Raw genomic sequence first — 24737 nt, 5'->3', positions numbered from 1 at the left:
CGGTGCCGGCGGGTGTAGGCAGCTTCACGGTGAGCTACCCGACGATCGACGACACCGCTATTGAAGGGAATGAAACCCTGATTTTGACCGTTGGTGGTGTGAGCGGTACGGGCACGATCATCGACAACGATTTCAATACGCCGCCGACCATTACCGATGCGACTGCTGTTGTTTCCGAAGAGGGGCTGGCGCATGGCCTGCCTGATAACAATGGAGTTTCCGATAGCACCAATCAGAAACAGGTGGTTGGGAAGTTGGCAGTTGCCGATGCGCAAGGTGATCAGCTGGTCGTGACCCTGACGGCGCCGGTTGCAGCGTTGACCTCTGGGGGACAGGCGGTCACATGGTCTGGCAATGGTAGCCAGACCTTGATCGGTACGGTGGGGAATGAGGAGGCGATTCGCGTCACGATTGATCACGAGGGTAACTATCAGGTCACGCTCAGCAAGCCGCTGGATCATCCCGTCAAGAACGCAGAGGATGTGCTCGACTTCGACATCGGGGTGCAGGTCAGCGATGGTCAGAGCCTGACGCAGGGCAAGCTGACGGTCGTCGTGGAAGACGACATGCCCCTGCGGGTCGATAGCGTCAGCAACATCGTGGTCGACGTACCGCAGATCATGATTGGTGGTTTGCAGGCTGGTTGGGTCAATCCGGTGTTCGAGTCCGGCACGGGGCAGGTTGTACAGAGCAATACCGACAGCGATGCATACACAGACAAGCTGATGTGGGGTACCTCTGCCAGTGGGAATGGGCAGTCGGGTTACAGCTTGGTGGATAACGCAGCGTTCTCAGGCAATGGCATGGTGGTGACGCCGGGCAGTGTGTTCAAACTGGCCGAATTCACCCATCACAACTGGCCGATCAATGCCAACTCGTCCACTCTGGACAAGGTCACCATGGAAATGAAAATGACCGTGGTGATTGACGGGGTGGTGACGCCGATTACCTTCCAGGTACAGCTGGACCACACCGAAACGCCCAATACCAACGGTTCGCAGGATCCGGCATCGCGCGATATCGTGACCTTGCCGACCCAGGATGTCACGGTGCAGATCAATGGGCAGCACTATGTCTTCAGACTGGAGGGCTTCAAGGACAAGAGCGGCAATATCGTCAATGCCATCTATACCGACGAAGAGGCAAATAACGTCTTCGATATTTATGGCAGCGTGCGCTCCACCGATTCCCTGCCCAGCATCACCGGCACCGTGCCGATTGAGGCCGGTGCAGACGGTCTGGGTTCTTTCGCCTGGGGCGATCTCAGTAGCCAGTACGGCACCATGGTTGCGAAGGCGGATGGTAGCTACGAATTTGTGCTTAACCGCGAAACGCGCGATAGCCTGCAGCCAGGCCAGGTGATCAAGCAAACCTTCACCTACACGGTGACCGACAAGGATGGTGATACGGTGCACAACACCCTGACCATCGATATCGGTACCCCACAGGTGATCAACCCGGGCTGGACCATCACGGCGACGGTTTCTGAAGAAGGCCTGCCGGGTGGTGTGCCGGATAGCACGGGTGTGTCGGACACAACCGATGCGGCAACCACATCCGGTGCGCTGGCGATTCCGGGGATTGAGGGTGCCTTGTCGGTTACCTTGGGGACGCCAACGGTGCAATTGACTTCGGGCGGTGTGCCGGTGACCTGGTCGAGCAATGGCACGAATACCCTGATCGGTTTGGCGAACGGCGCAGAGGTCATCCGGGTCACGGTGGATAGCCAGGGCCAATACCAGGTGGTGTTGAGCAAGCCGATCGACCATCCCGTGAAGAATGTCGAAGATGTGCTCAAGTTCGATGTCAGCCTCAAGATCAGCAATGGGTCTGCTGTGAGTTACGGCACGCTGACCGTGGCGGTCGAGGACGACGCACCCAAGGCCGTGCCGGAATTACAGACGGTGCAGGTTGCGCAGCAGGACACCAACGTCATGCTGATGCTCGATGTGTCTCGCAGCATGGCCGGTACCCGCTTGCAGGTCATGAAGGAGTCGGTCATCACCATGCTCGACCAGTACGATGCGCTGGGCGATGTGATGGTGCGGGTCGTGACCTTCTCCAGTTCGGCATCGGCGTACCAGAGCAACTGGGTGTCGGTTGCCGAGGCCAAGGCCTACGTCAATGGTTTGACTGCTCCGGGGACTTCGACCAATTACGATGCTGCGCTGCAGACTGCAATGAAGGCCTTTGCGGATGCGGGGAAAATTGCGGGTGGCAAGAATGTGTCCTATTTCCTGACTGACGGCGCACCCAATGCGGGGACGGATTGGTCGGAAATCTCCGGCTACCAGACGACTGCGGGCATCCAGGCAAATGAAGAGGCCCTGTGGAAGGGCTTCCTCGAGAGCAATCAGATCAATTCTTTTGCTTATGGCATGGGAACCGGCGCAACGACAGGTCAGATGAATCCAGTCGCCTACGATGGCGTCGGCAAGGTTGATACCAGCAGCGTGGTCGTGGCCGATATTGCCGAGCTGCCACCGATCCTGCGCGATTCGGTCGGTGTCAACTTCGGCGGCAACATGCTTAACGGCACCCTGGGCAGTGGTTCAGGTATCGGCGCCGATGGCGGACGCATCGATTCGGTTGAAATCAATGGCACAGCCTATGGATTCGGTGGCACGGTGAGCGGGACGGCGCGTGGCACCTACAACGCGGCCACCAATGAGTGGACGATCAGTACCTTGCGCAATGGCAACGTCAGTGCGGGTGGCAAGATCGTCATCGATATGGATGATGGTAGCTACACCTATACCCCGCCCATTACCACTAGCCCGTTCGTCGAAAACATCGGATTCACCTTGCGCGACACTGATGGCGATACGGCGTCGTCGACACTGGCCATTAGCGTCAAGCCCGCAACCTTGCAGCTTGAGAGCACGGCCCAGACGATCACCGGCATCAATCTCGGACTGGGCGGGGAGTACTTCGGTTATAACGACAACCGTACCGGGGTGGCCGGCGATGACACGACCAAGTATTCCGGTGCCACCCGTATTCATGCGGACGACCGGAATGGTGGCAATCTGACGACGCTGAATCAGATTGAAACGATCATCGAGGGGCGCAACGGCGATGGTACGCTGATCGGGAGTGCACGTTCTTCGAGTGCTACCGCGACGGACGCGGCTTTCTCGGCCAACAAGCTGGAATTCGGTTTCAACAGCGTCGGGGGTACGAGCACACTGTTCTCCAACGATCTGGGCCAGAACCGGGTGATTCAGGCGGGCGGCACAACGATTAGCGCTCAAGCCGGTAGCGGCTCGGGTGACAACAACCTGCAGCGCTTCCTGCAAGGCACCACCGCCACCAACGCCGACAGTCTGCAAGTGACTGGTGGTCTGGGCGACACCTCCGATGCGATCATCCGCATGGTCGGCTACATCTCCATTCCGGCGGGCGGCAGCTACGACTTCCGGATCACCGCCGATGATGGCTACCGTGTGCTGATCGGTGGCGAAGAGATTGCGCGGCGCGATGCCATCCAGTCCACGACCACGCATAGCTTTAGCGGCAGGGTCATCGACGAGGGGCTGCAGAGCATCGAAGTGCTTTACTGGGACCAAGGCGGGCACGCTTCCCTGCGTATCGAGGTCAAGGCCAGCGGGGCGGCAGATTCCGCCTACAAGGTGCTCGGCGTCGATGAGTTCGCACTGTTCTCGCCGGAAGACTATGCCAAGCTTGGCCTGGAGCAACTGGCTGCACATCAGGATATCGTCGAGTCGGCGACCAATGGGGTCTACCAGATCCGCAGCGGCGCCATCCATGACGGCGATAACCAGGATGAGCAGATCATCGGTAGTGCCGGGCGTGACATCATCAATGGGGGGGGCGGAAATGACACCATTGATGGCGCGGCAGGCTCCGATACCTTGCGTGGTGGTGCGGGCGACGATCTCCTGACCGGTGGCCTGGGTTCAGACACCTTCGTCTGGGCCTTCGGTGACCAAGGCACAGCAGCTGCGCCAGCACGCGACACGATCAGCGATTTCAATATCGCACCCAAGGCGGCCGGCGGCGATGTGCTCGACCTGCGCGATCTACTGGTCGGTGAGCAGCACGCCAACGGCACCGGCAACCTGACGGACTACCTGCATTTCAGCAAGTCTGGCAGCAATACCGTGATCGACATCAAGCCGACTGGCAATGGTGATGTGCTGCAGCAGATCACCCTCTCGGGTGTTGATCTGACCGCCAACAGCACGCTGAACGATCAGGCAATCATTCAGGATCTGCTGACCAAGGGCAAGCTGATTACCGATTGATCCTCGCGATCAAGGGCAAAACGGGGTGGATGTTGATCCACCCCGTTTTTTCTGGTGACAATGATGTCAGCCGAGTGCCCGGCGCATTTTTTCCAGGTCGGGAATATCGATGTTGCGGCCATTGACGACGATCAGTCCATCCGTGACCAGTTCATGCAGGATGCGCGAGAAGTGTTCCTGGGTCAGGTTGAGGCGCGAGGCGATGACACCCTTGGTGGTGGTCAGCGACACGGTGCCCGAACGCGCTCCGGCTTCGTGCGGTGGTACTTCGCGCAGGAGGTAGCTCATGATGCGTTCCTTGCCGGAGTGCAGTGAGTTGGCCTCCATGTCGTGCATGGCCTGGTGCAGGCGCATGGCCATGCTGGCGAGCATCTTGCGGGCGAGTTTGGGGTCGTTGTCGAGTTCTTCGTACAGCGCCGTCTTGGAAATGTGCAGCATTTGCGCATCCGACAGCGCTTGGGCGAACACGATGTAGGGGGTGTCCATGAACATGATCGCTTCACCGAAGGACTGCCCGGCGGTGATGATCTCGACCACTTTTTCATTGCCCTGGGAGGACGTGAAGGCCAGCTTGATCTGACCGGAAAGGAGCAGATGAAAGCCCAGGCAGGGGTCACCCTTGTGAAACAGGATGTCGCCCTTGGCGACGCGCAATTCCCGGGTGCCGCGCGCAATGCGCTCGATTTCTTCCGGCAGCATGCTGGAGAACAGGGGCAGGCGTCCGAGTAGGGCGGGGATGTCCAGGTTGGAAAGTGCGGGCATGGCTGTCGATGGATGGTAGGTGGAGGAAGCCGGAGTGTCGCCCGGGGATGCCGGTTTTGCAAGAACGTAGCGGGGCGTGGCGTAAACGCAAACTGGCGGTCGTAACCGCCAGTCTGTCTGTGCTGCGCTGGCGTTTACACGCAGGCGCCGTCTTCGGTGGCGCCTTCGGCGACGGGTTTCTTCGCCTTGATGAACTGCTCGCGCGAAACACCCAGCCACATGACCAGCGGGGCAGCGACCAGCACCGAGGAGTAGATGCCGAAGCAGATGCCGATGGTCAGGGCGAGTGAAAAGTTATGCAGGGTTTCACCGCCGAAGATGAACATCGACAGCACCATGACCTGGGTCGAGCCGTGGGTGATGATGGTGCGGCTGATGGTGCTGGTGATGGCGTGGTCGAGCACCTGCGGGGTGGAGCTGAGGCCGCGGATCTTCTTGAAGGTTTCACGTACCCGGTCAAAGACGACCACCGATTCATTCACTGAGTAGCCGAGCACCGCCAGCACCGCCGCCAGCACCGAGAGGGAGAATTCCCACTGGAAGGCGGCAAAGAAGCCGAGAATGATGATGACGTCGTGCATGTTGGCGATGATGGCCGAGACCGCAAAGCGCCATTCGAAGCGGAAGGCAAGATAGATGATGATGCCGATGATCACCACAAACAGTGCCATGGCACCGTTTTCGGCCAGTTCGCGGCCGACCTGTGGGCCGACATATTCCACCCGCTGCAGGCTGGCGCCAGGGGCGCCGCTGGCTAGTGCCTGCATGACGCCTTCGCCCTGCTTGGCGCTGTCTTCCCCCTCGCGCAGCGGCAGGCGGATCATGACATCCTGCGAGGAGCCGAAATTCTGCACCGAGTAATCGGCAAAGCCGCTGCTGCCCAGCGTGCTGCGGATTTTCTCCAGATCGGCACTCTGCTCGTACTTGACTTCGATCAGCGTGCCGCCGGTGAATTCGACCGACAGATGCAGGCCTTTGGTGACCAGGAAAAACACCGCCAGAACGAAGGTGAGCAACGAAATGACGTTGAACACCAGCGCATGGCGCATGAAGGGGATGTCTTTTTTGATGCGGAAAAATTCCATGGCGCGAGCTCCTCGTTAGCCTTGTTTCTTGCCGCTGACGGTGGCAAGGCCTTCTTTCCAGACGGTGCCGACAGCGATTTTGGTCAGCTTTTTCTGCCGGCCGTAGATCAGGTTGATCAGGGCGCGGGAGATGACCACGGCGGAGAAGATCGAGGTCAGGATGCCCAGACAATGCACCACGGCAAAACCACGCACCGGCCCGGAACCGAAGATGAGCAGGGCCAGACCGGCAATCATGGTGGTGACGTTGGAGTCGAGAATGGTGGCAAAGGCGCGCTCGTAGCCTTCGGCAATGGCTGCTTGCGGCGGCAGGCCGGCACGTAATTCTTCGCGGATGCGCTCGTTGATCAGCACGTTGGCGTCGATGGCCATGCCCAGGGTGAGGGCGATGGCGGCGATGCCGGGCAGAGTCAGCGTGGCTTGCAGCAGCGACAGCAAGGCCACTAGCAGCAGCAGGTTGGAGGCCAGGGCGATGACCGAAATCAGGCCGACCACCTCGTAGTAGAGGATCATGAATACGGCGATGGCAACGAAGCCCCACAGGGTGGCCTGGAAGCCGCGCGAGATGTTCTCGGCGCCGAGCGACGGGCCGATGGTGCGCTCTTCGACAATTTCCATCGGTGCGGCGAGCGAGCCGGCGCGCAGCAGCAGCGCCACGTCGTTGGCTTCGGCCGTGGTCATGCGGCCGGAGATCTGCACCCGGCCGCCACCGATTTCGGTGCGGATGACCGGCGCAGTCACGACTTCACCCTTGCCTTTTTCAATCAGCAGGATGGCCATGCGCTTGCCCACGTTGTCGCGGGTGATGTCCTTGAAGATGCGGGCGCCGGCAGAATCGAGCGTCAGGTGTACGGCGGCTTCGTTGGTCTGGCTGTCGAAACCCGGCTGGGCGTCTGTGAGGCGGTCGCCGGTGAGGACAACCTGCTTCTTGACCAACAGCGGCGAGCCGCCGCGTTCGGTGTAGAGCTCGGTGCCGAAAGGCACATTGCCTGCCAATCCGGCCTCCAGGGCACCGGGGCCGTCGTCGACCATGCGGATTTCCAGGGTCGCGGTGCGGCCGAGAATGTCCTTGGCCTTGGCCGTATCCTGCACGCCGGGCAACTGGACGACGATGCGGTCGGCGCCTTGCTGCTGGATCACCGGCTCGGCGACGCCGAGTTCGTTGATCCGGTTGTGCAGGGTGTTGATGTTCTGCTTGATGGCGAACTCGCCGATGCGTTTCAGCGCTTCTGGCTTGAGGCTGGCGATCAGACGCAGATCGTCGCCCTGGCCGACTTCTGCCAGTGCCAGGTCGTCGTGGCTGCTGGCCAGGATTTTCTGGCCGGCAGCACGGGTTTCGGCGTCACGGAAACGGATCACGATCCGTTCGCCGTCGCGGCTGATCCCGGCGTGGCGCACATTCTTGTCACGTAGCAGGCTGCGCAGGTCGGCGGCGGTCGAGTCGAGACGTTTGGTGATGGCGCCCGGCATGTCGACTTGCAGGAGGAAGTGCACGCCGCCGCGCAGATCGAGGCCGAGGTACATCGGCAGGGCACGCAGCGAGGTCAGCCATTGCGGCGATGCGGAGAGCAGATTGAGCGCGATGACGTACTGCGGATCGGTGGGGTCCGGGTTGAAGGCGCGTTCCAGCACGTCCTTGGCCTTCAGTTGGGTGTCGGTATCCTTGAAGCGTGCCTTGACGCCGACCGTGTCGAGCTGGATGCCGTCATGGGTGATGCTGGCGGCCTGTAGGGCACTTTCGACCCGCGCCCGGGTGCCTTCATCGATCTTGAGCGTGACCTTGGCGCTGGAGACCTGTACCGCCGGCGATTCGCCGTAGAAATTGGGCAGGGTATAGATGAAGCCGAAGACCAGGGCAACAGCGACGAGGATGTATTTCCAGAGGGGATAACGGTTCATTGTGGGCGGGGCCAGTGAAGAACGGAGAGTGGAACGGCGCTCCGGGGCGCCGCTCGGCTATTCGTTCTCGACTTACACGCCCTTGAGCGAACCCTTGGGCAGCACGATGACGACGGAGGGCTTCTGCACCACGACTTCGACGCCTTCGGCAATTTCGACGTGCACGTAGGCTTCGCCTACCTTGGTCACACGTCCGGTGAGACCGCCGCCGGTGACGACTTCATCGCCTTTCTGCAGGGCGGCGAGCAGTGCCTTGTGTTCCTTGGCCTTCTTCATCTGCGGGCGGATCATCAGGAACCACAGCACGCCAAACATCAGGATCATCGGCAGCAGTTGCATGAAGCCGCCGCTTGCGTCGGCAGCGCCCGCAGTCTGGGCGTAGGCAAGACTAATCATCAATGTTTCTCCAGATAAAAATTTTTGAAGCGGACGATTCTATCATTGCCCGCTGCATCGGTCCGTAGCAAAGCGGCTGGTCCAGGACTGGAACTGCCCGTTTTCGATGGCGGTACGCATTTCGGCCATGAGGGTCTGATAAAAGTGCAGGTTGTGGATGGTGTTCAGCATGCCGCCAAGGATTTCACCGTTGCGGAACAGGTGGTGCAGATAGCTGCGTGTGAATTGGCGACAGGTGTAGCAGGAGCACGACGGATCGAGCGGGCCGGTGTCGGCGCGGTAGCGGGCGTTCTTGATCTTGACGTCGCCAAAGCGGGTGAAGAGATGGCCATTGCGGGCATTGCGTGTGGGCATTACGCAGTCGAACATGTCCATGCCCTGGCTGACGGCGAAGACCAGATCTTCCGGCGTGCCGACGCCCATCAGGTAGCGTGGTTTGTGTACCGGCAGGCGCGGTGCGGTATGGGCCAGTACGCGGGCCATGTCTGCCTTGGGTTCGCCGACCGACAGGCCGCCGATGGCCATGCCGTCGAAGCCGATGTCGCACAGGCCGGCAATCGATTCGTCGCGCAGGTCTTCGTACATGCCGCCCTGAACGATGCCGAATAGCGCATTGGTGTTTTCGAGCTTGTCGTGTTCGTCACGCGAGCGTCTGGCCCAGCGCATCGACAGGCGCATCGACTTGGCGGCTTCGTCGTGGCTGGCCGGGTAGGGTGTGCATTCGTCGAAGATCATGACGATGTCGGAATTGAGCGTCTTCTGGATCTGCATCGAGATTTCCGGCGACAGAAAGAGCTTGGCACCGTCGTGCGGCGAGCTGAACTTGACGCCTTCTTCGCTGATCTTGCGCAGGGCGCCGAGCGAGAAGACCTGGAAGCCGCCGGAATCGGTGAGCAGGGGTTTCTGCCACTGCATGAAGTCGTGCAGTCCGTGGTGTGCAGCGATCACTTCCAGGCCCGGGCGCAGCCAGAGATGGAAGGTGTTGCCCAGGCAGATTTGCGCCCCGATGTCGTGCAAGGCTTGTGGCGTCATGGCTTTGACCGTGCCATAGGTGCCGACCGGCATGAAGACAGGAGTTTGCACCTGTCCGTGCGCAAGTGTCACGGTGCCGCGGCGTGCCGTGCCGTCGGTGTGCAGAAGTTCAAATTGCATCGGATTTCTCGAGAAGCATGGCATCGCCATAACTGAAGAAGCGGTACCGCTCTGCCACTGCGTGGGCGTAGGCGGCGCGGATGCTGGCGTGGCCGGCAAAGGCGGAAACCAGCATCAGCAGCGTCGATTTTGGGAGGTGAAAATTGGTGAGCAGGCGGTCGACCACCTTGAAGCGGTAACCCGGCGTGATGAAGATGTCGGTGTCACCGCTGCCGGCGAGCAGTGTGCCATCGGCCTGCGCCGCTGATTCCAGTGCCCGCAGGCTGGTGGTGCCCACCGCGATGACCCGTCCGCCGCGGGCGCGGGTGGTGGCGACGGCGGCAGCGGTGGTTGTCGGAATCTCGTAACGCTCACTGTGCATGCGGTGTTCGGCGATGTTGTGCACGCGCACCGGGCGATAGGTGCCGGCGCCGACGTGCAGGGTGACGAAGGCGCTGGCAACGCCTTGCTGGGCGAGGCTTGCCAGCATGTCCTGACTGAAGTGCAGGCCAGCAGTGGGAGCAGCGACCGCCCCCGGGGCGCGGGCATACACTGTCTGGTAGCGCGTTTCGTCACCGGCATCGGCCGGGTGTTCGATGTAGGGCGGCAAGGGCAGCTGGCCCCAGGTTTCGGCGACTTCCCAGAAATTGTCCTGATCAATCAGGTCGAGTACGAACAGGTCGTTATCGCTACCGGCACGGCAGCTCATCACGACATCGAAGGCGTCGGCTAGACGCAGGCGGGTGCCGGTTTTTGGGGCTTTGCTGGCGCGGATCTGACACAGGGCCTGACGGTTGTTGAGGATGCGTTCGAGCATGACTTCGACCCGGCCCCCGCTTTCCTTGTTGCCGAAGAAGCGCGCCTTGATGACGCGGGTGTCGTTGAAAACAAGCAGGTCGCCCGCCCGGACGAGGCTTGGCAAGTCAGTGAATTGGCGGTCGTCGAGTACACAGCCAGCGGTGCCGGAGCGCACGGTGAGAAGACGGCTGCCGCCACGCTGCGGGGCAGGGTGCTGGGCAATGAGTTCGGGAGGAAGAAAGAAGTCGAAATCGTCGACGGTCAGCGACGTCATGGCTGCAAGGGCCTACGCATGGGCAGGGGTTTAAGTCCGGGAAGAGCGCCATGATACGGGAAACTGAAATTGTCTGTTGCCGCGACTGGAACTATGATGTGGTCCTGTCGTATGACATTTCATATTTATTGCCCAGGATTGTCGTGTCGTTTTTTCGCCTTCTGACGCTGTTGTGCGCGTTTCTTCTTTCCGGGCTGCCAGGGCGGCCAGTACTGGCAGCCGACTTGGGTGTGCAGACTGGGCGCACGCTCGCCGGCATCATCGGTTATGCGCGCTGGCCGGTGGAGCCGAGCTATTTCCGCCTGTGTACTGCTGGTTATTTGGCCTATCTGCCGGGGAATGGGGCCAGCCTTGCGCCGCTGCTCGATCGCAAGCTGCTGATCCGCGATGTCACCGATCTGTCTGCGGGCTGGGAAAATGGCTGTGACATCATCTACATGGGGGCGTTGCCGCTGGCGTTGCAGCGCCAGGTGATCAAGATGGCGAGCGGTCGGCCGCTCCTGAGTGTGACGGAAGGCGACCTGGAATGTACCGCGGGCAGCATGTTCTGCCTGCATGCAGCCGATGGTGAGATTGGCTTGCTGGCGAATCTCGATGCGATTTCACGCGGTAGCGTGCGCATCAGCCCGAAAGTGCTGCAACTGGTTCGCCGTCGGCAGGAAACCTCGTCGGAAAAGAGCAGCCCCGGTGCCCGGGCGCAGCCTCGCCAGGTGGCGCCATGAGTTCGCCTGCGTTACCTATGCTGCGGACGCGGCCGCTGCAGGAGGTCCTGCACGTTGCCAACATGCGGGTGGCCTTGCTGGCGGTGACGCTGGCCAGCCTCTTTCTGTTCGTTCTCGGCCTGTTCATGCTGCGCTTCTACATGCTCGACAATCTTCACTTGTCGGCCCGCTCGGTGGCTTACACCGTTGGAGCAGCCGTGGTGTTTGGTGATGCTGACGCGGCCGCCGAGGATTTGCGTTCGATTACGGCCAACCGTTCCTTGGCAGCTGCGTACGTGCTTGATCATGCCGGCAAGGTCATTGCGCATTGGGAGGAGCTGGACGATAGCTTATGGTATGTCGGTGAGCGCTTGCTTGCGGGCCTGTTCATTGATCAGCCTGCGGTGGCGGAAATACGGCATGGCGGCAGACTGGTCGGCTCGGTACGGCTGCATGGCGCCGGGCATGATCTGCTGCGCTTCATTCTGGTGGCTATTGCCTGTGGCATTTTCGCGCTCGGGACGAGCATCTGGGTCGCTTCGCGCCTGTCGCGGCGGGACAGTTCGCAAATTGTCCGTCCTTTGCGCAGATTGGCCGAGGTGACTGCACGGGCGCGGCGCGAGCATCGTTTCGATGCCCAGCTTGAACCGGCACGGATCAGTGAGGTGCAGCGCTTGTCCGAGGACGTGGCCGCGCTGTTCCGGGAGCTCACCCCCTGTGGCAGGGAAAAATGCGCGATCATGCGGAGCAGTTGGCCTATCAGGCGAACCATGATGCGCTTACCGGCTTGTGCAACCGCGCCTGTTTTGAAGCGCAGGCAACTGAAGTCATCAGTTTGCTGACGGGGCATGGGACGGGTATGGCGGCACTTTTTTTCATTGATGTCGATTATTTCAAGTCGATCAATGACACCCATGGTCATGAGGTAGGTGATGTCGTACTGCACGCCATCGCCCGGCGTTTGCGTGCCCGGGTGCGGGAAGACGATTTGCTGGCGCGCCTGGGCGGCGATGAATTTGCCGCATTGCTTTACCCCTTGGATGATCCAACGCAGGCCGAGCGGATTGCGCAGAGCATGATGGATGGCATGCGGCAGCCGATTGGTTTGCCGGAGGGTGCGACTTTGCAGGCATCGCTCAGTGTGGGCGTGGCTTTTTTGCCGGTTGCGCCGAATGACACCCTGGCGGGCTGGGTGAAGTATGCCGATCAGGCCATGTATGCCGCCAAGCGCGCAGGTCGTGGCCGGTATGTCGTGTTTTCCGGAGCAACAGAGAATGGGGGAGAAAAAGATGAGTAAGCTCAACGTACTGCTGGGCCTGGTGCTGCTGTGTCTGGCAGCCTGTCAGTCGGTGCCGGGAAAAGTGGGTAATCTCACCGAGCAGCAGGTGGCGGCCCTGAAGGAGGTGGGGTTCGTGCAGGACGCCGATGACTGGGTGTTCAGCGCTTCCGACAAACTGCTCTTCGGCAGCAACGAAGCAGAATTGACGGAAGAGGCAAAGCAGACGGTGTATCGCATCACGCACCAGTTGATGCAGGCGGGGATCACGGCAGTGCGTGTCGATGGGCATACCGATGCCACTGGTTCGCGCAGCCAGAATCAGCAGCTGTCGCAACGGCGAGCGGAAGCTGTGGCCGAGCGGATGCGGGCGGCGGGCATGAAGCCCGATCAGATCCGGGTGCGTGGTTTGGGGAGCGAGTTTCCTGTCGCGGATAATCGCAGCGAGAGCGGCAAGGCGCAAAATCGCCGGGTGGTGCTGGTCATCGGGGGCTGAAGCGCTAGCTGGCGGCTGACCGGGCGGTGTATTCCTGTTATGATTTACCGCTAATCAAAACTCGCTTTCATATTGCGAAACGGAGATGCCATGGACCCCCGACAATTGCGCGAAGCCGCTCTGCACTACCACCGTCATCCCAAGCCGGGAAAAATTGCGGTCACGCCCATCAAACAGCTGACCAATCAGTATGACCTGTCCATGGCGTACTCTCCGGGGGTGGCGTTTGCCTGCGAGGAAATCGTCAATGATCCCGCTGCGGTCAGTCAGCTGACGGCGCGCGCCAATCTCGTCGGAGTCATCACCAATGGCACGGCGGTGCTGGGCCTGGGGGCAATCGGGCCGCTGGCGGCGAAGCCGGTGATGGAAGGCAAGGGGGTCTTGTTCAAGAAATTTGCCAACATCGATGTGTTCGATCTGGAGATTGAACAGCGCGATCCGGACAAGCTGATCGAAGCCATCGCCTCGCTGGAGCCAACGTTCGGCGGTATCAATCTGGAAGACATCAAGGCGCCCGAGTGCTTCTACATCGAGCAGAAGCTGCGCGAGCGGATGAAGATTCCGGTCTTCCACGACGACCAGCATGGAACGGCAATCGTTGTCGGCGCAGCCATCCTCAACGGCCTGCACCTGATCGGCAAGGATCTGTCCAAAGTGAAGATTGTGGCTTCCGGCGCGGGGGCGGCGGCACTCGCCTGCCTTGACCTGCTGGTGCTGCTGGGAGCGCCGGTGGAAAACATCTGGGTCACCGACATTCATGGTCTGGTCTATCAAGGCCGGGTGGAAGAAATGGATGAGATCAAGGCGCGCTATGCCAAGGCCAGCGAGATGCGCAGCCTGGGCGAAGTCATCGCCGGTGCTGACGTGTTTCTCGGGTTGTCTGCCGGTGGTGTGCTGAAGCCCGAGATGGTGCAAAAGATGGCGGCGCGGCCGCTGATCATGGCACTGGCCAATCCACGGCCGGAAATCCTGCCGGAAGAAGTGAAGGCGGTGCGTGACGACGCAATTATCTGCACCGGGCGTTCCGATTACCCGAATCAGGTGAACAACGTTCTGTGCTTCCCTTATATTTTCCGTGGCGCGCTCGATGTCGGTGCAACGACGATTACCGGCGAGATGAAAATGGCCTCGGTCAAGGCGATTGCCGAACTGGCCCGCGCCGAACAGCCGGACATGGCGGCCTCCGTTTATGGTGAACGGATTTCCGGTTTTGGTCCGGAATACCTGATTCCCAAGCCATTTGATCCCCGCCTGATTGTCAAGATTGCGCCAGCCGTTGCCAAAGCAGCCATGGATTCCGGCGTGGCCACGCGCCCGATCACCGATTGGGATGCTTACCTGCAAAGCTTGAATGAATTCGTTTACCACTCCGGCCTCATCATGAAGCCGGTTTTTGCCCAGGCCCGGATGTCGCCCAAGCGCATCGTCTTTGCCGAAGGCGAGGACGAGCGGGTGTTGCGCGCGGTGCAGGTTATCCGCGACGAGGGGATCGCCCAGCCGATCCTGATCGGGCGGCATGCCGAAATAGCTCGCCGGATCGAGATGGCCGGTCTGCGCATTCGCGAAGGTGTCGATTTTGAAGTGGTGCATTCGGAAAACTGCGAGTTTTTCGATGCCCATTACGAAGAGTTCTGGACGACTTACCACCGCCTCATGGAACGCAAAGGGGTATCGCCTGATTTTGCCCGCCGTGAAGTGCGTCGCCGCAACACGCTCTATGGCTCGCTGATGGTGCGTCTCGGCTATGCGGATGGTCTGGTTTGTGGCACATTCGGGCGGCACGAAACACACCGTGAATACGTGCAGAATGTCATCGGCACCAGCGCAGCGGTGGATCATTTCTACGCAATGAATCTGCTGATGCTGCCAGGGCGCACCGTCTTCATCGGCGATACCTACATCAACTATGACCCCACCGCCGATGAGTTGGCTGACATGACCTTGATGGCGGCGGAAAAAATTCGCAATTTCGGCATCACGCCAAAAGTGGCGCTGCTTTCGCACTCCACCTTTGGGACCGCCAATACACCGACCGCAGCAAAAATGCGGGCGACGCTGGCGGCCCTCAGCGCCCGCGCGCCAGAGCTGGAAGTGGAAGGCGAGATGCATGGGGATGCGGCGTTGGACGAAGAAATTCGCCAGGCGGCCTTTCCCAATTCCCGCCTGAAAGGCCAGGCCAACCTGCTGGTGATGCCGACGCTCGACGCCGCCAATATCTCATTCAACCTTTTGAAGGTGGCTGCTGGCGATAACCTCACCGTGGGCCCCATCCTGCTCGGTGCAGCGCAGCCGGTGAACATCCTGACCCCGACGGCGACGGTCCGGCGCATCGTCAACATGACGGCCCTGACGGTGGTGGATGCCGGCTAAGTGCTGGAATTTCTGAGAAAAGACATCAATAAATGTTTCTATCGCCATGGTTTGATTGAAATATCTGCGTCAAAGAGTAAACTTCGTTAAAATTTGGCGCAGATTTCAGGAGCACACCATGCGGCGAACAATTCTGGCCTTCCTGGCCGCCTGTACCATGATGGCAAGCCCGTTGCCTGCGTTTTCCGCCAAAAATGAGGCGGCAGTAAAAAAAGGTGCGGTGAAGCCGGCTGCCAAGAAAACGGCTGGCAAAAAACAGGCGGTGAAGCCGGCGACAAAATCGGCCAAGTCCTCTTCGGGCAAGAAGAAAACAGCAAACCGGACAACAACCAAGAAAAAGGTTGCGCAAAAATCGGCCAATCCGGTGCGCCACGTCGCGGTGAGTGATGATCCGGCCCATCTGGCCATTCAGTCCTCGGCCGCGCTGGTGCTTGATCAAACGACGGGCAAGGCGCTGGTCGAAAAACAGCCGGATGCGGTGCTGCCGATTGCTTCGATTTCGAAATTGATGACGGCCATGGTCGTTCTTGATGCCGGACTCGATTTGAATGAAATCATCAGCATCAGCCACGACGATATTGATGATCTGAAGGGCACCCGTTCGCGTTTGCCGGTGGGCACGACCATGACCCGGGAAACCGCCATGCTGTTGGCCTTGATGTCGTCGGAAAATCGCGCAGCCAATGCACTGGGGCGGCATTATCCGGGTGGTTTGCCGGCTTTTGTTGCGGCCATGAATCGCAAGGCACGTTCGCTGGGCATGTTTGACAGTCGCTTTGAAGAGCCGACCGGTCTGTCGAGCAACAATGTCTCGACGGCGCACGATCTGGCGCGCATGGTGACGGCTGCTGCACGTTATCCCGAAATCCGCATGTTCTCGACCACGGCTGAAGCCAAGGTGGAACTGAATGGCCGCATTCAGAATTTCGGCAATACCAATGCCTTGGTTCGCAGCGAGAACTGGCAGATCGGCGTGTCAAAGACGGGCTATATTTCCGAAGCGGGTCGCTGTTTGGTCATGCAGGCCTGGGTTGCGGACAAGCCGGTGGTCATTGTTCTACTCGACTCGCAGGGTAAGATGACGCGGGTGGGCGACGCCAATCGCATCAAACGCTGGATGGAAAGTGCCTCGCTGACGAAGGGGGCTCGCCCCGTCTGAGCGCGGGGGCATCGACAGGTTTACGGGCTGCTGCGGCAGCCCGTTTTACTTGCTGTGGCCGCGGAAGCCCAGCGCTTGCGACACGGCATTGGCCGTGAGTTTTACCTCGGTCGCCCAGGTCGGGTCGTGGCGATCGGTTGGGGCCGAAACGGACAGGGCGGCGACGATGTTGCCTTCTTCGTCATGAATCGGCGCGGCGACGCATCTGAGGCCAAGCTCGGCTTCTTCGTCGTCGTAAGCGATGCCGTGCCGGCGTATCTTGTCCAGCGCCTTTTCCAGCGCATCAAGCTGAGTCAGGGAGTGCGGCGTCTTCCCGGGCAGGCCGGTGCGACGGGCATATTCACGGACCTTGGGCAAGCCGTCGGCGGCCAGGAATAGTTTGCCGAGCGATGTCAGATGCAGGGGGGCACGCCCGCCGACCAGGTACACCACGCGCACCAGCGAACGGCCGGAGGAGGTGCGTTCGAGGTAGACGATTTCATCTTCGTGACGGATGCCCAGATTGATCGATTCGCCGATCTTTTCGTGCAAAGTCTGCATGAAAGGGAGTGCGACATCGCGCAGGTTGATGCGCGATTTGACGATGCTGCCCAACTCCAGCAGGCGGATGCCCAGGCGGTAGGCGCCGGCATCCTGACGCTCGACGAAGCGCGCCTGACACATGGCGGCGAGGATGCGGTGGGCCGTCGAGGGGTGCAGGTCGGTGGCGCTGGCCAGTTGTTTCAGGCTGGCGGTGTCGGGTACGGCGGCGAGTGCATCGAGCAACGACATCATGCGTTCGATCACCTGGATCGAGCCGGCTGATTTGCTGCCCTTGTTCGCGCTTGCTACGGGTTTCACTGGGGTTGCCTTGGCGTGGGCTGACAAGTGGGCTGACAACAGGATTCCTTTATGCGGGGACTTTGAGTAGCATAGTCGGTTGCGCAACTTTGTGCGCTGCAATATTACCACAGGCCGAACTTGCCTCCGCTGCCTGAAAGGCTGGCTGGAAGGGCTGTCAGGCATACAGGACAAGACAATGGAACTCGCACACGACGGCCCGCTGGCCATTCCCCTCTGGATCAACGGACGTGCCTGTCTGACCGTGGGCAACCAGTTGTTTGATGTGGTCAACCCTGTTACCGGTGTGGCGCAGCATCGGGTTCCACTGTGCGGCGCCGAGGAATCAGCCCAGGCGCTTGCCGCGGCCCGAGATGCGGCGGCGATCTGGACAGGGCTGGGGCTGAGCGGCCGGCAGGACAAGCTGGCCCAGCTGGCGACCGCACTGGAAGGCTACAGCGGGCATTTTGCCAAATTGCTGATGGCAGATCGTGGTGTGGCGCAGGCAGATGCCGAAGCTGAAGTTGTGGCGGCGGTACAGGTGCTGCGCGCCGACAAGTTGGGGCAATCCGGGGTTCTTGGCCTGGTCGTTGGTGCCGAGCGGCCGCTCCTTGCTGCCGCCAAAGTGGCGCCGGCGCTGCTGGCGGGGGCGACCGTGGTCATCAAGCCCAGCCCGAAAGCACCGTCTGCTGCCTTTGCCTTGTGTGAACTGGCCAGCCGCTGCGAGTTTCCTGCCGGTGTGCTCAATGTTCTGCATGGTGATGGCCCCGCCATTGAAGGCTTGTGTACGGCGGGTGCCGATGCGCTGCTGTTCGCGGGAGAGGAAGTTTTGCGGGGGCCCGTGGCCGAATTGGCCGCTCGTCATGCGACACATTTCGTTGTTCTGAACTGAAATGGCCGCGCATGAATTCGTGGTCAGCGGTGAATACATCCAGCTTGACCAGTTATTGAAGGTGCTGGGGCTGTGTGCTTCCGGCGGGGCTGCGCATGCGGCGGTGGAAGCTGGGCTGATCCGTGTCGATGGTGTGGTGGAAACCCGCAAGCGGGCCAAGCTGCGCCCAGGTCAGCAGGTGGCATTTGCTGGCACGCAAATCATGTTGCGTGCCTGACGCGTAGACAAAAAAAGGCGGGCGACCAGCGCCCGCCCAAGCGGAGTCTGCCCTGTTTGGCGTCAGGGCAGGAGGAAAGAGGCTTTCTCCCGCAGGGTGATCTCCGGGTTCTGTTCGGAGGTAATGGTGAAATGGATCGGATTCGAGCCACGCTTGCCGGCATCGGGCGGTGCTGCCACCACGACGTTGAAGGAGGTTAGGCCGGCGGCATCAGCATCAACTTCGCTGGCGCCGGCAATGCGTGCGCCGTTCAGGCCGTCCACCGTGATCTTGTAGCGTTGCGCCTCTTCTGAAGTGTTCATGATCTGCAGCATGAATACATTTTCAATGCTGCCATCATCGGCTTCGCGGGTCAGTACGGAACGGTCACGGATGACATCGACCTTGAGCGGAATACGATGCGCCAGGAAATAGCCGGCGACCAGCGTGATCAGGATGAGGATGGCTGTATAGACCAAGATACGCGGCCGGATGATGTGTGACAGCACGCTCTTGTGATCGAGCTTGTGTTGCATCGCATTCTCGGTGGAGTAGCGGATCAGGCCACGGGGCAGACCCACCTTGTCCATGACCTGGTCGCAGACGTCGATGCAGGCGGCGCAGCCAATGCATTCGTACTGCAAGCCGTTGCGGATGTCGATGCCGGTCGGGCAGACGACGACACATTGTTCGCAGGCCACGCAGTCGCCGAGCGCGCTCGCATCGGTGTTTTTCTTGCGCACACCGCGCGGTTCGCCGCGCTCCGGGTCGTAGGTGATGATGAGGGTGTCCGGGTCGAACATGACGCTTTGGAAGCGGGCATACGGACACATGTATTTGCACACCTGTTCGCGCATGAAGCCGGCGAAGAGGAAGGTGAAGCCACCGTAGAGGAAGATCCACACGGTTTCCCAGGGGCCGAGGTTGTTGCTGAGTACGTTGTCGATCAACTCGTGCATGGGGGTGAAATAACCCACCAGAGTGAATCCCGTCCATAGCGCCAGTGCCCCCCAGAGGAGGAATTTGCTGGCGCGCAGGCGGAATTTGCGTGCGTTCATCGGGGCATTGTCGAGTTTCAGACGGGCATTGCGGTCGCCTTCGATCCAGTTTTCAATCCACATGAACAGTTGGGTGTATACCGTCTGCGGACAGGCATAGCCGCAGAACAGGCGGCCGGCGACTGCTGTGACCAGGAACAGCGCGTAGGCTGAAATGATGAGCAGGATGGCGAGGTAGATCACATCCTGTGGCCAGAAGACCAGGCCGAAGATATAGAACTTGCGCTCGACCAGGTGAAAGAGGATGGCCTGGCGGTCATTCCACATCAGCCAGGGGGTGCCATAGAAAATGAGCTGGGTGATGATGACCAGGGCGACGCGCCAGTTGTCAAAGAATCCACGCACACGCTTGGCGTGAATTTTCTTGCGCTTTTCGTAGAAAGAAACTTCTGCGGCTTGCCTGGGGTTTTTATGTTCTGCGTTCATTTCCATTCCGTTGAAGATGCATGCTGGAACCCGAGTGCACCGTCCATCCCGTCGCATGAAGCAAGCCTGCGGGGCAAACCAAGGGGGAATGCAGCGGGTTGGGTGGCGCCGCCGGCTGACTGAATCAGGGGAACTCTGTCAGCTGTGGGAGGCGTTTCCCGGGTTCCGTTGAAGTAATAACAATTAGCGTGCCAGCTTTTGTTTTTATATTTTTTCGAATTGAATCATTGGCTTGTCTTCTATTTGCAGGGGTGTTGTTGGCTTGTTTTGTGTAACGTGACAGAATTGGCGCGTTTATTTGGCTGGGGTGACAACTTTGACATCGCACTTTCTTGCGGAACTCATTTCATTTCTCGATGGATTGCCCGAGCCGCGCATCGTGATGAATGCCGATTACCGCATAATTGCTGCCAATGCGGCGTATGTGCGCGAGTTTGGCGGTGGGCGGCAAATCAGCGGCCGGGCCTGTTATGAGGTGTCGCATCGCTTCAATGTGCCGTGCGATCTGGCGGGGGAATCCTGCCCGCTCAAAATGAGCCTGGAAGCAGGGGAGCCACAGCGTGTGCTGCACCTGCACCACACGCCGACCGGGGAAGAGCACGTCATCGTCGAAACCTCACCGGTACGCGATGAAAGTGGTGCGATTGCCTATTTTGTCGAAACCATGCGCATCGTTCGTCAAGCCAGTAGCCAGGCGGCGGCGCGGGGGCTGGTGGGGCGCTCGCCGGCATTCGTGGCGATGCTGGACAAGATGATGCGGGTGGCGCCAGCGGATGCGGCGGTCTTGCTGCTCGGGGAGACCGGGACAGGCAAGGAGCTGGTGGCGACTGCCATTCACGAAGCCAGTTCGCGTGCCGATGGTCCGTTTGTCGCGGTGGACTGCGCCGGCATGACGGAAACCCTGTTTGAAGCTGAGCTGTTTGGGTATGAGAAAGGCGCTTTTACGGGGGCCAGTCACCGCAAGCAGGGGCTGGTCGAGGCGGCATCCGGTGGCACCCTGTTTCTCGATGAAATTGGCGAGTTGCCGCTGAATCTGCAAGTCAAGTTGCTGCGTCTGCTGGAAACCGGGACTTACCGGCGGGTGGGTGGAGTGGACTGGTTGCCGGTGGATTTTCGCCTGATTTCAGCAACACACCGGGATCTGGCGGCGATGGTGGAAGCCGAGACGTTCCGCCGTGATCTGTATTTCCGCATCAATACCTTCCCCATTCATACGCCAGCGCTGCATGAACGCAGCAGCGACATTCCGTTGCTGGCAAATTCGCTGCTCGGGCGGGTCGATCGCAAGAAAAATCGGGCATTCAGTCCGGCGGCGCTTGTCTGGCTGACGCAGCAGCGTTTTCGCGGCAACATCCGCGAGTTGCGGAATCTGATTGAGCGAGCTTCGCTGCTGGCGGACGGCAACAGCATTGAGCTTGAGCATCTGACGGCCATGGCCGATACCCTGCCTGCCGCAGCGCCTTGCCTGCCCGGTAACGGCTTTGCCCTGGATCGCCTCGTTTCCCTGGATGAAGTGGAAAACCGCTATCTGGCCTGGGTACGTCGGCAGCATCAGGGTGACATGGACAGCCTGGCACGCCAGCTGGGGGTCAGTACGCGAACGCTTTACCGCAAGCTGGAAAAACTCGACTGACCGGGGAGCAGTGTCTTGCGACCGGCAGGGCGCCCCCTTGGTCTGGTCGAGTCTGCCCACCGCATTCAGCCGCGCGGGTGGTGCTGGGCATGCAGGCTTTTCAGACGTTCGCGGGCGACGTGGGTGTAGATCTGGGTGGTGGAAATGTCGGCATGGCCGAGCAGCAGTTGCACGACACGCAGGTCGGCACCGTGGTTGAGCAGGTGGGTGGCGAAGGCATGGCGCAGCACATGCGGCGAAAGTGTGTCTGCCGCAATGTCGGCGGTGGCTGCATAGCGTTTGATGAGGTGCCAGAACGCATGGCGGGTCATGGCGGCGCCCCGCTGGGTGATGAACAGGTCGTCGCTCTGCCGTGCGCCAAGAATGGCGGGACGCGCTTCCGTGAGATAACGGCTGATCCAGTCGATGGCCTGTTCGCCTAGCGGCACCAGCCGTTCCTTGTTGCCTTTGCCCAGTGCGCGCAGGACGCCATCGGTGAGGCTGAGCGAGAAAAGTTGCAGGCTGACCAGTTCGGATACGCGCAGCCCGGTGGCATACAGGGTCTCCAGCATGGCGCGGTCACGCAGGCCAAGCGCCGTGGACAGGTCGGGGGCGGCAAGCAGACGCTCCACCTGACGTTCGGCCAGGGTTTTGGGCAAGCGGCTGGCGCGGGCAGGATTGACCAGTTTCAGGCTGGGGTCCAGCGCCAGGCGGCCACGGGCGACCTGCCAGCGGTAAAAGCGGCGCAGGCTAGCGAGATAGCGGGCCTGCGAACTGGCACGGGTTTCCTGCGCCAGGACGCCGATAAAGCGAGCCAGTGTTTCGTTGCGGGCATCAAGCAAGGTTTCCAGATGCTGCGTCTGCAGCCAGGCGGCCAGGCGGGAAAGGTCGGAACGGTAGCTGTCGAGCGTAGCTTTGGCTAGACCGTCTTCCAGCCATAAGGCATCGCAGAAGCGGTCGATTTCATCCTGGTCGGCGTTACGCAGGGAGGTGGCCTTCATGCGTCAGCAACCAGTGTTTGACGGCAAGCAGGAATCCACCGCGGGCATTGGCAAAGCCCCCCAGCCCGCCACCGGTGGCAATCACCCGGTGACAGGGAACCACGACCGGATAAGGGTTGGCGCCACAGGCCTGGCCTACCGCCCGGGGGGCGTTGGTCAGGGTTTTGGCCAGCTGTCCGTAAGTTGCCACCTGCCCACACGGAATGGCGGCAATCTGTGCCCACACCCGGCGCTGGAAGTGAGTGCCGGCAGGCTGCAACGGCAGCTTGAAGGTGCTGCGCGGGTCGGCAAGATAGGCCTGTAGCTGGCGCACCACTTCGGCGGCCAGTGGTGTTTCCGGGGCCTGCGACGGGCAGGGTTCAAGGAAATCGACGGCTGTGACGGCGGCCTCTGCGGCGCATACCCCCAGGCAGAAACCGGGGGCGGCGACGATGGCGTGGTACGACCCGGGCATGGTGCGCCGCTAAAACGCTGCCAGGCCGGTCTGTGCCCGGCCTAGGATGAGGGCGTGCACGTCGTGCGTCCCTTCGTAGGTATTGACGACCTCCAGATTGACGACGTGACGAATCACCCCGTAATCGTCGCAGATGCCGTTGCCTCCCAGCATGTCACGGGCGGTGCGGGCAACCTCCAGCGCCTTGCCGCAGGCGTTGCGTTTCATCAGCGAGATCAGCTCCGGGGTGGCGCTGCCATCGTCGAGCATGCGTCCCAGGCGCAGTGCGCCTTGCAGGTTGAGCGCAATTTCCGTCTGCATGTCGGCCAGTTTTTTCTGGATCAGCTGGTTGGCTGCGAGTGGCCGGTTGAATTGCTGCCGCTCCAGCGTGTATTGGCGGGCGGTATGCCAGCAGGACTCAGCGGCACCGGTCGCGCCCCAGGCAATGCCGTAGCGGGCAGAGTTGAGGCAGGTGAAGGGGCCTTTCAGGCCGGCGACTTCAAGGCGATTCTCGCTGGGGACGAATACATTCTCCATCACGATGTCGCCGCTGATCGACGCACGTAGTCCGACCTTGCCGTTGATGAGCGGGGTCGACAGCCCGGGCATGCCTTTTTCCAGGATGAAGCCGCGCAGAATGTTTTCATCATCCTTGGCCCAGACAATCAAAACATCAGCAATGGGCGCGTTGCTGATCCAGCGCTTGACGCCGGAGAGTTGCCAGCCGCCGGCGACTGCCTTGGCCCGGGCAGTGGCGCTGCCAGGGTCGGAGCCGGAGTCCGGTTCGGTGAGGCCAAAGCAGCCTATCCACTCGCCTTTGCCCAGTTTCTTCAGATATTTTTCTTTTTGTGCCGGGGTGCCGAATTCGTAAATCGGCACCATGGTCAGGGAGGATTGCACCGATACCAGGGTACGCCAGGCCGAGTCGACATACTCCACTTCGCGGGCAATCAGACCGTAGGAGACGTAGTTGAGCCCCGCGCCGCCGTACTGCGGTGGCAGTGTGGCACCGAGCAGGCCCATCTCGCCGAGCAGACGATAAATGGCCGGATCAGTCGTTTCCTCGCGAAAGGCCGTACGGGTCCGTGGTGCCAGTTCCTTTTGCGCAAATTCCCGCGCGGCATTGCGGACCTGCCGCTCTTCCGCACTGAGCTGACGTTCGAGCAGGAACGGATCGCTCCAGTCAAAATCTCCCATACTCTCTTCTCCGTTTTATCTAGCGACCGAACAGGCGTCTGAACCAGCCGGTTTTTTTGTTTTCTTCCGCCCGGGCCCTGGCGCCTGGCGCCATGCTGGCACGCACGGACTCGACATAGTCGGCGTCGTCGCGCTTGATGTGATTGACCAGCCAGCGTGCCAGGGTGGCGTGCAGTTCTTCGGCGACGTCATCGCCCAGATCCATGCGCTCCTGGTATTCCGATACTTTGCGCGCGAAGAGTTCATGGACTTTCTTGTGCGGTTTGCAGTAGGCGTACCCCGCCTCTTCCTGCAGGCTTTCTTCGAAGGCGAAATGCGACAGGGTGTAGTCGACACAGTCGTACACGATCTGTTTGACGGCTTCCTTGTCGCCCGCATTCTTGGCGACTTCGAGATGATTGATGAAATCGACGATGCGGCGATGCTGCTGGTCGATGAGGGGGATGCCCGTATCGAGATCGGCGGTCCAGCTGATTGGCATGCTCTTT

General features: G+C 60.5%; 22 protein-coding genes. 10 read left to right on the top strand and 12 right to left on the bottom strand.

Features of this window, described 5'->3' with window-relative positions:
• Positions 1 to 29 precede the first annotated feature (29 nt).
• Entirely contained in the window at positions 30 to 4268 is a 4239-nt protein-coding gene (locus tag JYJ39_RS12960; protein WP_205204865.1) for a choice-of-anchor K domain-containing protein, read from the top strand.
• A gap of 66 nt (positions 4269 to 4334) precedes the next feature.
• Here the strand turns inward: JYJ39_RS12960 and JYJ39_RS12955 are convergent, their stop codons facing one another.
• The 6 genes from JYJ39_RS12955 to queA all read right to left on the bottom strand — a co-directional run bounded on the left by JYJ39_RS12955 (position 4335) and on the right by queA (position 10613).
• A complete protein-coding gene (locus tag JYJ39_RS12955; RefSeq protein ID WP_205204864.1) occupies positions 4335 to 5030 on the bottom strand; it encodes a Crp/Fnr family transcriptional regulator in 696 nt (231 codons plus the stop codon).
• 134 nt (positions 5031 to 5164) lie between these two features.
• Positions 5165 to 6115, bottom strand: coding sequence for a protein translocase subunit SecF (secF, locus tag JYJ39_RS12950; protein ID WP_205204863.1), 951 nt, complete (start codon positions 6113 to 6115; stop codon positions 5165 to 5167).
• A gap of 15 nt (positions 6116 to 6130) precedes the next feature.
• On the bottom strand, positions 6131 to 8014 hold the full coding sequence (secD, locus tag JYJ39_RS12945; RefSeq protein ID WP_205204862.1) for a protein translocase subunit SecD: 1884 nt from the start codon (positions 8012 to 8014) through the stop codon (positions 6131 to 6133).
• A 72-nt stretch (positions 8015 to 8086) separates the two neighbouring features.
• The gene (gene yajC, locus JYJ39_RS12940; protein ID WP_205204861.1) at positions 8087 to 8413 is read right to left on the bottom strand and encodes a preprotein translocase subunit YajC; all 327 of its coding nucleotides are present in this window, start codon (positions 8411 to 8413) and stop codon (positions 8087 to 8089) included.
• 39 nt (positions 8414 to 8452) lie between these two features.
• On the bottom strand, positions 8453 to 9562 hold the full coding sequence (gene tgt, locus JYJ39_RS12935; protein WP_205204860.1) for a tRNA guanosine(34) transglycosylase Tgt: 1110 nt from the start codon (positions 9560 to 9562) through the stop codon (positions 8453 to 8455).
• Positions 9552 to 10613: a tRNA preQ1(34) S-adenosylmethionine ribosyltransferase-isomerase QueA gene (queA, locus tag JYJ39_RS12930; protein WP_205204858.1), complete on the bottom strand. Its 1062-nt coding sequence runs from the start codon at positions 10611 to 10613 to the stop codon at positions 9552 to 9554. Before queA ends, tgt begins: the two co-directional genes overlap by 11 nt.
• Positions 10614 to 10756: 143 nt before the next feature.
• On the opposite strand from queA, the gene JYJ39_RS12925 reads away from it, so the two are divergent.
• The 6 genes from JYJ39_RS12925 (at position 10757) to pbpG (ending at position 16615) form a co-directional block, all read left to right on the top strand.
• A complete protein-coding gene (locus JYJ39_RS12925; protein WP_205204857.1) occupies positions 10757 to 11335 on the top strand; it encodes a YfiR family protein in 579 nt (192 codons plus the stop codon).
• Positions 11332 to 12156, top strand: coding sequence for a CHASE sensor domain-containing protein (locus JYJ39_RS12920; protein ID WP_205204856.1), 825 nt, complete (start codon positions 11332 to 11334; stop codon positions 12154 to 12156). Before JYJ39_RS12925 ends, JYJ39_RS12920 begins: the two co-directional genes overlap by 4 nt.
• Positions 12045 to 12611, top strand: coding sequence for a GGDEF domain-containing protein (locus JYJ39_RS12915; protein WP_205204855.1), 567 nt, complete (start codon positions 12045 to 12047; stop codon positions 12609 to 12611). The genes JYJ39_RS12920 and JYJ39_RS12915 overlap by 112 nt, the downstream gene beginning before the upstream one ends.
• Positions 12604 to 13086: an OmpA family protein gene (locus JYJ39_RS12910; RefSeq protein ID WP_205204854.1), complete on the top strand. Its 483-nt coding sequence runs from the start codon at positions 12604 to 12606 to the stop codon at positions 13084 to 13086. Before JYJ39_RS12915 ends, JYJ39_RS12910 begins: the two co-directional genes overlap by 8 nt.
• Before the next feature lie 90 nt (positions 13087 to 13176).
• Complete coding sequence (locus JYJ39_RS12905) at positions 13177 to 15456, top strand: NADP-dependent malic enzyme (RefSeq protein WP_205204853.1); 2280 nt, start codon at positions 13177 to 13179, stop codon at positions 15454 to 15456.
• Positions 15457 to 15574: 118 nt separating this feature from the next.
• Entirely contained in the window at positions 15575 to 16615 is a 1041-nt protein-coding gene (gene pbpG / locus JYJ39_RS12900; RefSeq protein WP_205204852.1) for a D-alanyl-D-alanine endopeptidase, read from the top strand.
• 45 nt (positions 16616 to 16660) lie between these two features.
• On the opposite strand, the gene JYJ39_RS12895 is transcribed toward pbpG, so the two are convergent.
• Positions 16661 to 17389 (bottom strand): IclR family transcriptional regulator, encoded by a 729-nt coding sequence (locus JYJ39_RS12895; protein ID WP_205204872.1) that lies wholly within the window; start codon positions 17387 to 17389, stop codon positions 16661 to 16663.
• 244 nt (positions 17390 to 17633) lie between these two features.
• Here JYJ39_RS12895 and JYJ39_RS12890 point away from each other — a divergent pair, with 244 nt between their 5' ends.
• Entirely contained in the window at positions 17634 to 18326 is a 693-nt protein-coding gene (locus JYJ39_RS12890) for an aldehyde dehydrogenase family protein (protein WP_205204850.1), read from the top strand.
• 1 nt (position 18327) lies between these two features.
• Positions 18328 to 18543 (top strand): RNA-binding S4 domain-containing protein, encoded by a 216-nt coding sequence (locus tag JYJ39_RS12885; RefSeq protein WP_205204848.1) that lies wholly within the window; start codon positions 18328 to 18330, stop codon positions 18541 to 18543.
• 62 nt (positions 18544 to 18605) lie between these two features.
• On the opposite strand, the gene ccoG is transcribed toward JYJ39_RS12885, so the two are convergent.
• Positions 18606 to 20012 carry a cytochrome c oxidase accessory protein CcoG gene (gene ccoG, locus JYJ39_RS12880; RefSeq protein ID WP_430622480.1) on the bottom strand — a complete coding sequence of 469 codons (1407 nt, stop codon included), beginning with the start codon at positions 20010 to 20012 and terminating at the stop codon, positions 18606 to 18608.
• Between the two features lie 310 nt (positions 20013 to 20322).
• Here ccoG and JYJ39_RS12875 point away from each other — a divergent pair, with 310 nt between their 5' ends.
• Complete coding sequence (locus tag JYJ39_RS12875; protein ID WP_240189659.1) at positions 20323 to 21639, top strand: sigma-54 interaction domain-containing protein; 1317 nt, start codon at positions 20323 to 20325, stop codon at positions 21637 to 21639.
• 65 nt (positions 21640 to 21704) lie between these two features.
• Here JYJ39_RS12875 and xerD read toward each other — a convergent pair whose 3' ends face one another.
• Genes xerD through JYJ39_RS12855 form a run of 4 tightly spaced genes read right to left on the bottom strand, consistent with a single transcriptional unit; the run spans position 21705 to position 24730 of the window.
• A complete protein-coding gene (gene xerD / locus JYJ39_RS12870; protein ID WP_205204844.1) occupies positions 21705 to 22619 on the bottom strand; it encodes a site-specific tyrosine recombinase XerD in 915 nt (304 codons plus the stop codon).
• A complete protein-coding gene (locus JYJ39_RS12865) occupies positions 22597 to 23073 on the bottom strand; it encodes a methylated-DNA--[protein]-cysteine S-methyltransferase (RefSeq protein ID WP_205204842.1) in 477 nt (158 codons plus the stop codon). The genes xerD and JYJ39_RS12865 overlap by 23 nt, the downstream gene beginning before the upstream one ends.
• Positions 23074 to 23082: 9 nt before the next feature.
• Positions 23083 to 24249, bottom strand: coding sequence for an acyl-CoA dehydrogenase (locus JYJ39_RS12860; RefSeq protein WP_205204840.1), 1167 nt, complete (start codon positions 24247 to 24249; stop codon positions 23083 to 23085).
• 19 nt (positions 24250 to 24268) lie between these two features.
• Positions 24269 to 24730 carry a bacteriohemerythrin gene (locus JYJ39_RS12855; RefSeq protein ID WP_205204838.1) on the bottom strand — a complete coding sequence of 154 codons (462 nt, stop codon included), beginning with the start codon at positions 24728 to 24730 and terminating at the stop codon, positions 24269 to 24271.
• Between the last annotated feature and the right edge of the window lie 7 nt (positions 24731 to 24737).

Source organism: Azonexus hydrophilus (genome assembly GCF_905120355.1).
GTDB lineage: Bacteria > Pseudomonadota > Gammaproteobacteria > Burkholderiales > Rhodocyclaceae > Azonexus.
Note: the sequence above shows the minus strand (reverse complement) of the source record. Positions and strands in the feature narration are given on the sequence as shown.

What these genes read in the sequence shown, in the direction of transcription:
- JYJ39_RS12895 (WP_205204872.1), bottom strand. Translation starts at nt 17,389, where the DNA reads ATGATGTCGTTGCTCGATGCACTCGCCGCCGTACCCGACACCGCCAGC.
- pbpG (WP_205204852.1), top strand. Translation starts at nt 15,575, where the DNA reads ATGCGGCGAACAATTCTGGCCTTCCTGGCCGCCTGTACCATGATGGCA.
- JYJ39_RS12910 (WP_205204854.1), top strand. Translation starts at nt 12,604, where the DNA reads ATGAGTAAGCTCAACGTACTGCTGGGCCTGGTGCTGCTGTGTCTGGCA.
- JYJ39_RS12885 (WP_205204848.1), top strand. Translation starts at nt 18,328, where the DNA reads ATGGCCGCGCATGAATTCGTGGTCAGCGGTGAATACATCCAGCTTGAC.
- JYJ39_RS12865 (WP_205204842.1), bottom strand. Translation starts at nt 23,073, where the DNA reads ATGCCCGGGTCGTACCACGCCATCGTCGCCGCCCCCGGTTTCTGCCTG.
- JYJ39_RS12905 (WP_205204853.1), top strand. Translation starts at nt 13,177, where the DNA reads ATGGACCCCCGACAATTGCGCGAAGCCGCTCTGCACTACCACCGTCAT.
- JYJ39_RS12855 (WP_205204838.1), bottom strand. Translation starts at nt 24,730, where the DNA reads ATGCCAATCAGCTGGACCGCCGATCTCGATACGGGCATCCCCCTCATC.
- JYJ39_RS12955 (WP_205204864.1), bottom strand. Translation starts at nt 5,030, where the DNA reads ATGCCCGCACTTTCCAACCTGGACATCCCCGCCCTACTCGGACGCCTG.
- xerD (WP_205204844.1), bottom strand. Translation starts at nt 22,619, where the DNA reads ATGAAGGCCACCTCCCTGCGTAACGCCGACCAGGATGAAATCGACCGC.
- JYJ39_RS12890 (WP_205204850.1), top strand. Translation starts at nt 17,634, where the DNA reads ATGGAACTCGCACACGACGGCCCGCTGGCCATTCCCCTCTGGATCAAC.
- queA (WP_205204858.1), bottom strand. Translation starts at nt 10,613, where the DNA reads ATGACGTCGCTGACCGTCGACGATTTCGACTTCTTTCTTCCTCCCGAA.
- secF (WP_205204863.1), bottom strand. Translation starts at nt 6,115, where the DNA reads ATGGAATTTTTCCGCATCAAAAAAGACATCCCCTTCATGCGCCATGCG.
- JYJ39_RS12860 (WP_205204840.1), bottom strand. Translation starts at nt 24,249, where the DNA reads ATGGGAGATTTTGACTGGAGCGATCCGTTCCTGCTCGAACGTCAGCTC.
- secD (WP_205204862.1), bottom strand. Translation starts at nt 8,014, where the DNA reads ATGAACCGTTATCCCCTCTGGAAATACATCCTCGTCGCTGTTGCCCTG.
- JYJ39_RS12915 (WP_205204855.1), top strand. Translation starts at nt 12,045, where the DNA reads ATGCGCGATCATGCGGAGCAGTTGGCCTATCAGGCGAACCATGATGCG.
- JYJ39_RS12920 (WP_205204856.1), top strand. Translation starts at nt 11,332, where the DNA reads ATGAGTTCGCCTGCGTTACCTATGCTGCGGACGCGGCCGCTGCAGGAG.
- tgt (WP_205204860.1), bottom strand. Translation starts at nt 9,562, where the DNA reads ATGCAATTTGAACTTCTGCACACCGACGGCACGGCACGCCGCGGCACC.
- ccoG (WP_430622480.1), bottom strand. Translation starts at nt 20,012, where the DNA reads ATGGAAATGAACGCAGAACATAAAAACCCCAGGCAAGCCGCAGAAGTT.